Origin of the sequence: Sphingobium sp. SCG-1, assembly GCF_002953135.1 — a bacterium.
In the GTDB taxonomy this organism is placed as follows: Bacteria; Pseudomonadota; Alphaproteobacteria; order Sphingomonadales; family Sphingomonadaceae; genus Sphingobium.
Genome location: NZ_CP026372.1, coordinates 1,228,588 through 1,242,348 on the forward strand (window position 1 = coordinate 1,228,588; position 13,761 = coordinate 1,242,348).

The 13,761-nt window shown below is 63.4% G+C and carries 8 protein-coding genes; 6 read left to right on the forward strand and 2 right to left on the reverse strand.

The genetic code is table 11. The features are described 5' to 3' along the window. Positions 1–7: 7 nt before the first annotated feature. Genes C1T17_RS05540 through C1T17_RS05550 form a run of 3 tightly spaced genes read left to right on the forward strand, consistent with a single transcriptional unit; the run spans position 8 to position 7,175 of the window. Positions 8–3,748: a right-handed parallel beta-helix repeat-containing protein gene (locus C1T17_RS05540; RefSeq protein WP_104952586.1), complete on the forward strand. Its 3,741-nt coding sequence runs from the start codon at positions 8–10 to the stop codon at positions 3,746–3,748. Further along, positions 3,745–5,787: a tetratricopeptide repeat protein gene (locus C1T17_RS05545; RefSeq protein WP_104952587.1), complete on the forward strand. Its 2,043-nt coding sequence runs from the start codon at positions 3,745–3,747 to the stop codon at positions 5,785–5,787. Before C1T17_RS05540 ends, C1T17_RS05545 begins: the two co-directional genes overlap by 4 nt. Further along, on the forward strand, positions 5,784–7,175 hold the full coding sequence (locus C1T17_RS05550) for a hypothetical protein (protein ID WP_104952588.1): 1,392 nt from the start codon (positions 5,784–5,786) through the stop codon (positions 7,173–7,175). The genes C1T17_RS05545 and C1T17_RS05550 overlap by 4 nt, the downstream gene beginning before the upstream one ends. On the opposite strand, the gene C1T17_RS05555 is transcribed toward C1T17_RS05550, so the two are convergent. Continuing rightward, a complete protein-coding gene (locus C1T17_RS05555) occupies positions 7,159–8,277 on the reverse strand; it encodes an alginate lyase family protein (protein ID WP_104952589.1) in 1,119 nt (372 codons plus the stop codon). The genes C1T17_RS05550 and C1T17_RS05555 overlap by 17 nt on opposite strands. 128 nt (positions 8,278–8,405) lie before the next feature. Here C1T17_RS05555 and C1T17_RS05560 point away from each other — a divergent pair, with 128 nt between their 5' ends. Further along, positions 8,406–9,803 carry an alginate O-acetyltransferase AlgX-related protein gene (locus tag C1T17_RS05560; RefSeq protein ID WP_189338504.1) on the forward strand — a complete coding sequence of 466 codons (1,398 nt, stop codon included), beginning with the start codon at positions 8,406–8,408 and terminating at the stop codon, positions 9,801–9,803. A gap of 5 nt (positions 9,804–9,808) precedes the next feature. Beyond that, on the forward strand, positions 9,809–11,953 hold the full coding sequence (locus tag C1T17_RS05565) for a hypothetical protein (protein WP_145958957.1): 2,145 nt from the start codon (positions 9,809–9,811) through the stop codon (positions 11,951–11,953). Positions 11,954–12,337: 384 nt separating this feature from the next. Here the strand turns inward: C1T17_RS05565 and C1T17_RS05570 are convergent, their stop codons facing one another. After that, positions 12,338–12,601 (reverse strand): DUF2171 domain-containing protein, encoded by a 264-nt coding sequence (locus C1T17_RS05570; RefSeq protein ID WP_104952592.1) that lies wholly within the window; start codon positions 12,599–12,601, stop codon positions 12,338–12,340. Between the two features lie 109 nt (positions 12,602–12,710). Between C1T17_RS05570 and C1T17_RS05575 the strand changes: the two genes are divergently transcribed. Continuing rightward, the gene (locus tag C1T17_RS05575; RefSeq protein ID WP_104952593.1) at positions 12,711–13,760 is read left to right on the forward strand and encodes a ribonucleotide-diphosphate reductase subunit beta; all 1,050 of its coding nucleotides are present in this window, start codon (positions 12,711–12,713) and stop codon (positions 13,758–13,760) included. The last annotated feature ends 1 nt before the right edge of the window (position 13,761 follow it).

Here is a 13,761-nt window from a genome sequence, read left to right on the forward strand (position 1 = left end):
GGCCCTGATGGACATGCCCACTCCTCCCGACGCCGAAATGGCGCCCCCGTTGCAACTCGGCATCCGCCAGCGCATCGCGGCGCTGTCGATCCGGCGCAAACGAGTCATCGTCGGCGGCATAGCGGGCTTGCTCCTGCTGGCCGGTGTCACGAGCCTGTTGCTGCTCAAGGGTGGCCGCACCCTGCCGTCCTGGAATATCGGCGCTTCGCAGGGGATCGCGGATCTTTCGCCTTCGGACGTCCGCAATCTGGAGGCGCGGCTGGCGGCCCTGAAGCCCGGGACGCCGGGATTTGGCGATCGCGCCGACGATCATCTAAAGCTGCTCTCGACCCTGAAGATCATCGACGGTCGCGGCGGACTGACACTCGACCGGCATCTGCTTCAGTTCATTGCCGCCGTGCGTAAACAGGTCCGGACCGCCGACGCCGCCAATGGCTATGATCTGGCGGAACAGGCATTCGGCCTGATCGACGACCGGGGTATGCGTCAGGTCGCGGCCGAACGCCTTGGCCTGCTGACGATGAGCGGCCAGATCAGCGCGCCCGATCGCGTCGAGCGGCTCTTCCGCATCTGGTCGTCCGTGGATCGCGAATGCCTTCAAGCGGGTCATAGCTGCGATCAGGTAACGCACGACTTCGCGCTCTACTTTGCCGCTCACGCCCAGGTCAACGCGGATGCGCAGCAGGCCGCCTTTCTGCTCGCCCGCCGCCTCGGCAACGTCGGACAGCGCACGACCGCCTATCGCCAGATCGGGGCGCTGCTGATGCGCCCGGTCATGCGCGACCAGAACGATACGGCGCTGACCGTCGCTGTGAGTGTGGCGCTCAAAACCAAGCAGGCAAAGACGGCGCTCGCCGCAGCATCGGCAATGTCGACGAACCCGAAGGGCAGTCGCGACACCATGCTCCGGCTGGTGGAAGATAATCTCCTCGGCAGCCAGAACGTCGTGGATGCGCTCGATGCCGCGCTGGCGATATCAGGTCCGGCAAATCGTGACGCTGCGCTGCTCCATTTCGTCAATGACGGCCTGTCGAAGGGCTATATGCACGAAGCGCAAGTCGCGCAGGCGGCGATCGGCAATGCCGACAGCAAGACCCTCGCCGCGATGCAGATCGGCCTCTCGTTCGCCGATGGCGGCTACAATGGGCAGGCCCAGCCTTATCTCGGCAATGCCGTCGCGCAAGTCTCGGCCATGACCCCCGGCGCGCCGCGGGAACTTGCCGCCGCCTACGCCGCACGTGGTTTCGCGGAAGCAGGCAATATCGAAACGGCAAAGACGCTTATCGCAATGGCGGGCGACAGCGGCACGCTTCGGGAAGAGGCCGTCAAGAGTATCGCGGAAGTCTATATCGGCACGAAGGATGTCGATGGACTGGTCGCACTCGCCGACGATGCGCGCGGCGCCACTGCGGGCGACATGTTCGGCAAGGCAGCGGCGCTGGCGGCACGCAATGGCGATCTCGACCGCGCGGCCGATATCGTTGCGAAGCAGCGGGACACGGTGTCCTGGCTTCAGGCAGCAGGGCGGCTGGCGCTCGGCGGCCTGATGTCGAAAGAATGGGCCAGCGATGCCAAGGCGAAGCTCAAGACCATCGCCGCCAACGATCCTGCGTATTGGGACAGCTTTGCCTTCGCCGACGCCGCCTTCTCCCGTGCTTCGGGCGATCTGTCGGGCGCAGTTCGCAAGATGCCTCTGATTACCGACCCGGGCGTGCGTGCGGATGTCGCGAAAAGCGTCGGCGTCGCCCTGCTGAACCGGGGCAATTTCGACGGTGCGATGGGGTTGCTCGGCCAATTCACGTCCGGCGACACCCGAAGCCGTGATTCGCTCAAGGCCGCGCTGGCGTTGGAACTCGGCAAGTCGGGCGCGATCCGCGCCGCCAGCTATGCTGTTAAATCCATGTCGGACATCAATTCGCGCGTCCGGACGTTCCACTTGCTCGCGCGCATTCAGGCTGGTCGGCTGGACCGCTTCAAGGCGCTCAAGGGCGGCGCGCAGCCGGTCATTCCCGACGCTGACCGGGCGCTGGTTCCCGGCGCGCAGATGGAGCGCTCCATTTATGCCGCGTTCGACGTGAAGCAACAAAGCCTGGGCGACTACATACCGCGCCTGCCCGACAGCGATGCGATCGATGTGGGAGCAGTCAAGCGGGACTTTGCGCCGGCTGACGACAGCAGTGCGCTCGACATCGTTCCGCTGGTGAACAACGATTACAACAAGAAATTCCTGACCGCGCGTTCGGTCCAGGACGACTGGACTCTGGTCGGCGCGACCATCGTCATGGCGGCGCAGGGGACGCGGCACCCGGTCTATCTCCACCTCAGTCGTGGGCGCGTCACCATCCCGCAGCTTTGGGAGCAACTGGTGCTGCGCGGGCAGGGGGATTTCCTCGGCCGCAAGGGCCGCACCTACACGTTGCGGGCGCCGCTGTTCGTCGGATCGGGCGCGATGCTGACGCTCTCCGGCTCGGACGTATCCGCGCTGCGCATGTCGACCGAGCGAGCGGCGTTCATCGTGAACGCGGGTAACTTCCGCATGTCCGATACCATCCTCTCGGGATGGAGCGAGAAGACCTCTGCGCCGATGGAAATGACCTACGACAGCAAGCACGAATTCCGGCCCTTCTACATCGCGTGGAGCAACTCCAACACGCGCGTTGCCGGCAGTCAGTTCCTCAATCTCGGCTACTCGGCGGGCAAGGCCTACGGCATGACGCTGACGTACGGCCCCGTCACCCTGCTGCAACGCAATGTCGAGCAGGTTCGCCCGCCGACGGGCACCTTCGTCGAGAACAGCTTTCAGCACATGCTGTATGGCTTCTACAGCTATGAAGCCAATGATGTGCAGGTCGTGGGCAACGAATATCGCGACAATATCGTCTACGGGATCGATCCGCATGACCGCTCGCACAAGCTGCTCTTCTCGTACAACACCGTCTATGGATCGGGTAAGAAGCACGGCATCATTGGCTCGCGAAATGTCGAGGATAGCTGGTTCGTCGGCAATCTGACGTTCGAGAACAAGGGCTCGGGCATGATGATGGACCGCTATGCGGGCCGCAACATCCTCTATGCCAACACCGCGTTCGACAATCACGCCAATGGCATTTCGATCTACGAAAGTCCGTGCAACCTCATCTCGTCCAACACCGTGTTCAAGAACGGTCGTTCTGGCATCACCGTCCGCAACAGCTGGGACGTCGGCATCTTCCACAATCAGGTGCAGGACAACCACAACCTCGGGATCGAGGGCTATGCCGTCGAGTTCATCACGAAGCCGGGCGCTCCGGCCCGTAACCTGCTGCTCGATCCTTATGAGCAGTTCCTGTCCACTGCGGCCGTCTCCAACAAGCTGAAGAACAATCATCAGGGCGGCATGGGAATGCTCGGCATGGGTGCCATGCTCGTCCAGGGCAATACGATGGTCGGCCCGGCCAAGCGCCTGTTCCTCAACGACCTGAAGCTTGCCGAACGCGACCTTGGCGCGCGGCAGGCGGCAGGCGTCATGATCGCCAGCGGCTGCCCCCGCCCCAAGCGCCCCTATAGCTGCCCGTTCGTGCCGCAGAACTATCTCTCGCGGGAGCTTTCCGCTGCCCCCGCGTTCGGCAAACCGTTCGCCTCCTGCCCCGGCAACACAATCGTGAACGCCGCCACGCAGAAGGGCGCGCAATCGCTTCCACTCGACAAAGCGCGCGACGAGGAAGCCGATGACGAAGATCTGCCCCGGCCGCTGGGAGCCACGCTGTGAAGCGGCTGCTGGCGATCTCGGCCATCGGGCTGCTTTGGGTCGGGGCAATGGGCGTGGCGGGCTATTCGTACAATGTCGCCCCGCTGGCGCCGTTGCAGCAAGCGGACGACGCCGTGCGGCTGGCTGCGGCGCAGGACGACAGGCTCGCCTTCCTTGCCGCGCTGAAGAAACTCGAAACGATCTCTCCCAGCCTCGCGGCGTTGCGGCGCTATGAGAATATTGGTCAGTCGGTACTGCCGATGTCCCCGCAAGATGTGGAAGGCGCGAAAGCCGCCGCCCGTGCCGCGACGCGGAACGATCCGGAGGCGCGCGCCGAGGCCGACCGGCAACATGCCTTTGAACTCGCGAGCAGGCCAGCCACCGCATCGCAGGGTGTCTCCATACTTCAGGGCATGGCCGCACGCGGGGACACGTCCGCCATCGCGATGCTGGCGGAAAGCCTGGAGAGCATCAACATGCGGCGCGGCGAAGTCGGCCCGTTATGGCGTTCGATTGCGCTCAAGCGATCGGGCGCGGCGCTCAAGACCGCCGACTTCCTCAGCTTCCAGCCGCGCCTCACTTTAAGCTCGTTCGAGCCGCGCGACTATCGGCGCATTGCCGAACGGCTGATGCGGCGCGAAGCGGCCAAGGGCAATACGTCCTCGATGGTGAGCCTTGGCGACCTGCTGCGCCAGCGCGCGGGCAAGAACGACATCAGGGACGCGCATCGCTTTTACGAACAGGCGCTGGAAGGCGGATCGATCCGGGCCATGGTCCGGCTCGCCGAACTGCTCCTCAGTCCGGGGTTCAAGAAGGACGATGCAAAGCGCGCGATGGCGCTGCTTCAGGGCGCGATCAAGCGCGGCTCGTCCGAAGCCTCGTACATCATGGCCGAAAACTACCGGCAGGGGCGCGGCGTCGCCGTCGATAACAGGCAGGCCGCGGAATATTATCGCGTGGCGGCACGCGGCGGCAGCGCGGGCGCGCAGGTTCGGCTCGGCGACTTCGAGACGCAGGGCACCATCGGTCCAGCCAATCCAGCCGCCGCCTTCGCTTGGTATAGCCAAGCGGCGGCGCTGGGCAACGCGGCGGCCTATGCGAAAGTCGCGCAGGCCTATCTGCCGGGCGGATCGATGCCGCAGGACAATGCCAGGGCGGTCGAGAATTTCACCGAGGCAGCAAAGCGCGGCAGCATCCCGGCCATGACGCAACTCGCCAATATCTATCGGCAGGGGCGCGTGGTCGATCGCGATATCGACCAGTCGAACGAATGGGCGCTGCGGGCCGTCAATGCAGGCAGCACCAACAACAATCTGCGGATCATCGCGGCGCAGGCCGTGGTCGTCGGCGGCACCAGCCCCACCGAACTGCAACGCGCCAAGGATCTGCTCATCACCGCCATCGCGGGCGGCAGCGTGGAGGCGCGCACGAAGCTCGGCGGGCTGCTGCTCTCGGTCGGTGACCCGGACAGCACGCGGCAGGCGATGGCGCTCTTCAAGCAGGCTGCGGCCAGCGGCAACGGCGAAGCGCTCGCTTCGCTGGCGGCGATCTATGCGTCGGGCAACGGCGTCCCGGTCGATCCGGAGTTGAGCTTCCAATATTTCAAGCTCGCTGCCGCGCGCGGGAACGCCGCCGGGTTCCGGGGCATGGGCGTCGCGCACGCCAGTGGCTTCGGCGCGGCCAAGGATATGGCCAAGGCAATCGAATATTACAAACGCGGCTCCGCACTGGGCGATATCAAGGCGTCGATCCTGCTCGCGGGTTGCTACATCGACGGCTGCGGCAGCGTTCCACAGCCCGCCAAGGGCAACGCCCTGATCGTCAGCGTCTTCGGGCGCGGTAACAACGACGTCGATTTCCAGACCGCCGTCCTGATGCTGAAAGGCGATGCGCCCGGCTCTGAATTCCGCGCTATCCAGATTCTGAAGGACGCGGCGCGGCGCGGCTACGGCCCCGCTCGCGAAGTGCTGCGCAAAATGGGCCAGTTCGATCCGCGCGAGCAACAGAAAGTCAATCAACAGCGCCGCGAGACGCTGCTTATCGCCGGAGCGGGAGGATGACCGAAATCAACGGGGCACCGACACGAGTGAAATCCAGGCGCACGGCCTGGACCTATCTGCTGCTTGCTTTGCTCGGCTTCGTGCTTGGCAGCATCATGGTCAACATGATCGCCAGCCGCCTGAGCGATGGCGCGCCTATTCAACGCGCCTTCAACGTCGGTGCGCTGGAGACGGTGACGCCGGTGTCGCTCGCGCCATGGTGGCTCGTCGGCAGGGCGCAGCTCGACTGTCAGCAGTTCATGCCGCTTGCCTCCGCGCAGACCAGCATCGTCGCCGCTATCGCCCGACCGAAATTCGTGCTTGGCGATCGGAAGGTCAAACCCTGCTCGCTGCTCGCCAGCTATGCGGAGCGCAAACGCCTGTCCGGCAACATGCGAGAGACATCGCGCAACGACGGCTTTTTCACGGCCGGCAGCCTGACGCTTCCCGCCATTGCCCTCCTCGGCGTTCCGCTGACGCGATGGATCAACGTGCTGCTGCTCGTCGGCGCGGCGGGCGTCGGCCTCTGGATGATGTGCACCGGAAGGGCGCAGGATGTGCATCGCGACCGGATCGCTGCGACGGCGTGCATGGTGATTGCAAGCGCTTTGGTGCTGGCGGTGCCGGGATCGCTGACGGCCATTCCTACGATGGCGATCCTGCTGCTCAGCATCTTCGGCGTCCTGCGCCTATTGAAGCAGGGCAGGGATGGCAGGGACATCATTCTGAAGCTCACGCCACTGGTGGCCGCCGCCATGCTCTCGCTTGACCCGACAGGGGGCAGTGTCGCAGTTGGATTTGGTTGCGTGCTGCTCTTGGCGCGGCTGGTCAGCACACCGGGGGACAAGGGCGCGACCGTGCTCGATGCGGCGGGCTTCTATATGCTGACCGTCATTCTGTGCTGGCTTGCTTTCGCCTTGTGCATCGGCATTGCCAAGGGATCGCCGGATGCGAGCGAAGTTCTGCTCGATCAATTGACTTCGCTGTCGGAAGCCGGGAGCTTCACAGCGCTTCAGGCCGGTACGATCGGCACCTATGAATGGCTCAGCAACGATGCCTTGCTCGGGCCATTGGGTGCGCTGGACCTGATGCTTACGGTCCTGTTCGGCATCGCCACCTACAGCGTAGTCCGGCCGGTATCGCCTGCTGCGTCCCGTGCGGAGCCGCTGCTGACGGCGCTCATTGCGATAGCGCCGGTCGTCCTGTGGGCGCTGCTTTATCCCGGCTACTGGAGCGGCAATGAGGACCAATATTCGCTAATAGCGATGTGGATCGTGGCGATTGCCCTGTCCGGCCCGCTCTGCCTTCTGGTCGAGGGTGCACGGCATCTCGCGCGCGAGCAGAAGGCGTTGCCAGCGCCTTCTGCTCGCCAGGCAACGCCATTATCCGGGGCTACTCCTTTTGCTTGACGATGTCGCCGCTGGCCGGTTGCGCGGTTTCGTACAGCGCCGTCATGTCCCCGCCGATGCGCGTCGATCCCATCGGCCTGTATTTTTTCAGCCACTTCTCAACACGCACGTCATGAAACCGCGCATAATAAGGCTCCATCCAGGCCAGCGAGGACTCGTTGTACAGGTCTTCCTGCTTGTACCCGGCTTTCGCGCCGATGACGTTCATGTCGTCCAGCGCCGCGATGTTGAGGTCGATCAGCTTCTGCAACCGCCGCTTGTTCAAGGCATAGAGATCGATGCCGTTCACTTCGCCCGCTTCGGCGATCAGGATCAGCGGTGCGAGCGCGAACATGTGGTAGCTCGCGGCTTTGGTGCGCCGCTCCATTTCCAGCTCAAGCGATCCATCGTCCCGGATCTGATCGAGCGCGAACTTGTAGCGATCCACGCCCCAGTCGAACAGCACCTTGTCGCCCGTCGCCAGCCCCGCCGACAGCACGCCCCAGGCCGCCCAGTAAAGATGATTGTTCCGGCGGCTCTTCAGCTTCGGGTTGGTGGAGAAGTCCTCTTTAGCTCTATATGCGATTTCGCTAATCCACTTGCGGATTTTGGCTTTCTGGGCCTCGTCGCGGGATGCCGACTGCACTTTCAGATAGGTGGTCGCAAAGGTCCCCAGTTCCCATTTGCGGACGGACTGGCCTTGGCGGTTGATCTGTCCCAGGAACGCACCGCCATCGGCCCACGCCTCCAGCCAGTCGAGTGCACATTGCGCCTCCGCATTGGCGCTCTTGCCGCCTTCGATATAGTGGTCCGCGCTGTTGACGATGAACTTGCCGTAAGCCTTGATCGGCGCGATGTCGGCAACATATTCGGCTTCGGAATCGGCATCGACGACGCTGGAATTATTGAGCTTTCCGGCTTTCTCCCCATATTTGCTGACAGTCTGGATATCGACCACCGCCGCCGGTGCGGGCGGGCATCTGTAGGCTTCACTGTCCTCGCTCGGCAACGGTCGCGTCAGCGCAGGATACAACGGCGCGGGTCGCCATTCCTGCGCGGCACATGCGGAAAAAGTGGACGAGAGCAGCAGGTAGGTAACGGTCTTGATGGCCGTGCGATGCATAGGTCCTCCACGCAATTCGGGAATAGAATATGAGATTTCCAGCGCCTTCGTATTGCGTCAGGATGGTCGCGACTAGCATTATTTCGATGTCGTTAGTATTAACGCAAAACGCCTCCGCCCGGAAGAAAGTGGAAGCGCCCACCACCTATGGGCAGACGGGATTCTTCAAGCCGAGCGACGGCTATATCGACGCCGTACCACAGCGTTATCCCTTCTGCCCGGCGGCACTGAAGCCCGACAGCTATGAGCTGCCGTCCAAGCAGATCATCGAGGGCGACACCGGCTGGTTCTTCATTCAGGATGACATCAATTGGAGCGCCGATTTTTCGCCTGCCTTCTATCAGGATCTGAAGCGGATCACTGCCGCCCTCAAGAAGCAGGGCACGCAACTCGTGATCGTGGTGCCGCCGCCGCGTGCGCTGACCGGTTATGACCATCTGCCGCAGTGGGCGCTTGCCAATGGCGTGGGTCGCTCCGTGCAGGCCGAGGCATATCGCGGCTTGCTCGACAGGATCAGAGCTGTCGGCGCACTTATTCCGGACGTGCTGGGCGAAGCGAAGCGGCAGAACGTGCCGTTCGATCATCTCACCAGCCCGTCCGACATCCATTGGACCACGACCGGATCGTGGATTACGGCGCTGGCCGTCGCGCGCCAGATCGCGCCGCAGCGCCTCGCTCAGGGTGCGCCGCCATTGCTCGGCACGCCGTCCGCGAAGATGGAGGATTCCTACACCAAGATCCTGAACAAGATCTGCGGCACCACCGCCGTCGGCCAGTATGTCCGAAGCTTCAAACTGGCCGAAGAGCCTCAGGCCTCCGCCGACAGCCTGCTGGGCGACACCGCCGCGCCCGAAGTGGTGATATTGGGCACCAGCTTTACGGCCCTGACGGATCGCTACAGCTTCTCACCCTTCGTCGAAAAGCTCTCGGGAAAGCCAGTCGTCAATCTGGCGGTCACGGGCGGCGGGCCGCTCACTGCGATTCAGCAATATACGACGTCGGAAGATTTCCGGACGTCGAAGCCGAAATACATCGTCTGGGAATTCCTGCTCTCGAACAAGCCGGACGGCTCCTCGACCAGCGAACGCGGGGGCCTGCTGCGGCCGGCGTGCGGCGGGGCTTACCCCATCGTCAAACATAAACTCGCGCCGATGCTGACGCCGCTTCTCAGCGCCACCGATATCGCGCGCGGCACAACGCCGGGGCAGTCGGCGCAGCTTGCCCTGCGCAGTGACAATCCCGCCTTCAAGAGCTTCTCGCTGCTGCTGAACTATGTGGACGGGCGGCAGCGGAACATCGCCGTGGACACGCGTCGCGCCACGCAGATGGACACCAGCTACACCGTCGGCCTTCCCGATGATTACGCGCTGATCTCCGACATTGCCGTGGAGACCGAGGACAGCCTGAACGGCACCGTCAGCGCACAGCTTTGCCCGGCGAGCGGGGAACTCGCCGACGCCGGATCATCATTTCAGCCATCCTGGTTCAGCCGCCTCGCGGCCTGGTTCAAGTCTTTTTGGGGGTAATGCATATGACTGTTTTCCGTTTCCGGTCCGTACTCGGACTTTGTCTGGCCACGTCCGGCCTGTCGCTGCCCACCACGATCATGGCGGCGGTTTGCCCCGCGCCGTCCACCGACAGGGCGGCCGCCGCTCCGTCGCGTAGCACGACGCCGCCCGCCGATCCGCTCGCCCGTGCCATGTGGGACGCGGATGGTATGCGCCGTGCGGGCAAGCGCGATGCGGCCGACGCCGTCTACACGCGCCTTCTCAACACGCCCGCCGACCGTCGCGAGACGGCACGCCGGGCCGCGCTTCGCCTGTCGCAGTCGGCATTGACGCGGGGCGATTATGCAGCCGCCCGTAGCTTCGCCGCCCGCGCGGGTGCAAAGGGGGCCAGCGCGGAGATCGCCACGCAGGCGAGCCAACTCGACCGCCGCATTTCCTATGCGCAGACGATGAACGCGCGCGGTGATGCCTATGAAGCGCTCTCCGCCCGCCGTGCCGCCGGGTCCGCCTCGGACGAATTGATCGCGGCCTATAATGGCTTGCTGGAAGAGCCGTGCCCCTATCCCGACGATTTTCACCCACGCCTTCGTCTCCAGATAGCGGACATTCTGGCCGAACGCGGCGATATCGACGGCGCGCGCGCGTCGCTGTCTCAGGCCGCGCGGGAAGCGCCTGCGATCGAGGATCCCGACAAGGCCGCCCGCATCCGTGAACGCGCCGCTTATGCGGAGCGCGACATCGCCGCCTCGATCACGCTGAAGCAGGCCGATGCGCTGGCCGACGCGGACCCCGCCGACACCGTGGGCGCAGAGGCGCAATATCGTCAGGTATTGGCGACGAACCCGCCGCCGTCGATCAGCCGCCTGATAAGCGCGCATTTCGGCCTGTCGAACCTTGCCGCCGACAAGGGCGACTTCGCCACGGCCCGCGCCGAACTGGAAACCGCCAAGGCCATGGCCAAGCCCGAGCAGATCCAGCGCGTGGACGAGAAATTCGCGCAACTCGGCCAGCGCGAGATCGACCACAAGGCGCGCGCCCGCATCGAAACCGCGCAGACGGACTCCCGCATGGCGCCACAGGCCAGCCTCGCGACTCTCGACGAAGTGATCGCGCAGCAGCCCGCGCCTTCGCCGCAGGTGATCCAGTCCGCCCAACTGACGCAGGCCGACATCCTGCGCCGCGAACGCTATTACGCCAAGTCGAAGAGCATCGCGCAGGGCGTCGTCGCCGCACCACAGAACCCGCGCATCACGGAGCGCGCCAACGCGATCCTCGCCCGCGTCGAGGCCGACAATCCCAAGCAGTCGCTGCACGGCGCGGTTGTCGCAGGCGTCTCCTACGACACCAACGCGCCTGCGCTGGTCAACTCGCTGCGCAACGAAGTCGACGACGATGGCTATCCCAATAACCAGCGTTTCGATGACGGCAGCGCCATCGTCCGCGCAGTGCTCGATCACCGCCTGCGCCTCAACGACAATGGCGACCAGTGGCGCACGCGCTTCACCGGCACGCAGACCGCCCAATTCTCGCTGAAGCGCATCAATCGGACGCTGGCGGAGATCGAGACCGGCCCGCTCTTCAACTTGCCCGGCGCGCGGATGACGCTCGGCGTCTATGGCATTGCCAATACGGAGCGGCGGTCAGGTGATTTCGTGCAGGCCAACTATGGTGCGGGGATCAACTTTGAAAAGCAGCTACAGGGGGAGATGCTGCTCGGCGGTTCCTATGAACTGACGCATCGCAACGATCGCCGCGTGGGGCTGGACGGCACGATCCATTATGGCCGCCTGTGGGTGCGCGACGAAGTGGCGCTTGGCCATACGCTGCGTCCCGAGTTGACGCTCCAGCGCCGCGATGTGGATGATCCGACGCTCGATAGCTGGCGCTATGGCGGCAGCCTCGCCTACAGCTATCAGTGGGGCGACCGCGACGTGCTCGGCTACAACTTCGCCGTGGAGCCGGGCTACACCAAGATCGACTATCGCCGGGTCGCCGGGTTCCGCCGCTCGGACGAGCGCATCACGGCCGACGTGGAAGCGTCTGTGACGATCCGCCGTCAGTGGGAAATCGCGCTGCTCTATCAGTTGAACAGCGTCGAATCGAACGTGCCCGCCAACGACCGTCTCGCCAACCATCGCTTCGGCATCCGGTTCGGCTGGCTGTTCTAAAAGCGCCCGGAACCCGCGCAAAGCCGCCGTTTTCTACTCAAACGGCGGCCGAAAAGAACAAAACGCGCCCGCAACTGCTAGTGCTTGGCTACCCCGCCAAACCCTAGTGATTGTGGGCGCAAGCGATATTTTGTGACCAGCCGCAGAAAATCCGCTGGCACTTTATTAAGAGTGGAGTAACATTCTCGTCATGCCGGGGGGCGTGACGGATGATGGGCTAAGCTGCCGAATTTCCGTCCGAAATTTTGCTTCGGGTAAAGAGACGGAAAGGGGTGCCATCATGCGTTGTTCTGCCATTGCCGCTCCTTCCGCAGTCGCCAAGCATGGGCCACGAAAAAGGGCGCAGCGCCATGCGCCGCGCCCATCCTTCGTAACCAGCGGGGCTTATACCTGCTGGGAGTTCTCTTCTTCCTCGAACGTCACCGCCACATCGGCGTTCGCGGACAGTCGCACCGTCGATCCATCGCCCTCGACCGCCGCAATCAGGCCGTTGGAGATATAATGGTGATGCCCCTCATGGCTCCCTTCTCCGCTGTCTTTCTTGGTCAGCTTCAGCCGGTCGCCCTGGACATGGTCCACGGTGCCCACATGCACGCCATCCGCGCCGATGACTTCGGCATGTTCCTTGATGCTGCTCGTATCAACCATGATTTCGCTCCTGTATCGGGGGTAGTCGCGCTGAAACGCGCCACCTCTGCGTCCGGAGCCATCGCCGCCAAAATTTTCACCCCGTTAATTGCACGTCCGGAGTAATCCCATGTCTCTTCTCCAAGCCTCCAAGCAGTACAAGCCCTTCGAATACCCCTGGGCCTTCGATTTCTGGAAGCGCCAGCAGCAGATTCACTGGATGCCCGAGGAAGTGCCCCTGGGCGAGGATTGCCGCGACTGGGCGCAGAAGCTCTCCGACCATGAGCGCAACCTGCTGACGCAGATTTTCCGCTTCTTCACCCAGGCCGATGTCGAGGTGCAGGATTGCTACCACGACAAATATGGCCGCGTGTTCAAGCCCACCGAAGTCAAGATGATGCTGACCGCGTTCAGCAATATGGAGACCATCCATATCGCCGCCTACAGCCATTTGCTCGACACCATTGGTATGCCGGAAAGCGAATATGGCGCATTCCTGGAATATCAGGAGATGCGCGACAAGCATGACTACATGCAGCAGTTCGGCGTCGACAGCGATCAGGACATTGCCCGCACGCTCGCCATGTTCGGCGGCTTCACCGAAGGGCTGCAACTCTTCGCCAGCTTCGCCATGCTGATGAACTTCCCGCGCTTCAACAAGATGAAGGGCATGGGCCAGATCGTCACCTGGTCGATCCGCGACGAGACGCTGCATTGCGAGGGCATCGTCAAGATGTTCCACACCTTCGTCGCCGAACGCCAGTGCCTGACCAAGGCGGTCAAGGAAGACATCATCGATTGTTGCCAGAAGACCGTGCGGCTGGAGGATGCCTTCATCGACCTGGCGTTCGAAATGGGTCCGGTGCCCGGCATGACTGCCAAGGAGATCAAGCGCTACATCCGCTTCATCGCCGACTGGCGCCTGGGACAATTGGGTTTCCAGCCGATCTACATGATCGAGGATCACCCCCTGCCATGGCTCGCCCCGCTGCTGAACGGCGTGGAGCACGCGAACTTCTTCGAAACCCGCGCCACCGAATATTCAAAGGGCGCGACCCGCGGCAACTGGAACGAAGTATGGGACAGCTTCGACCGCCGCAAGAAGCTGAAAGCCAACGACACCGTCGAAGACGAACAGGGCGACGATATGTTCAAGGCAGCGGGAATCGCGGCGGAGTGAA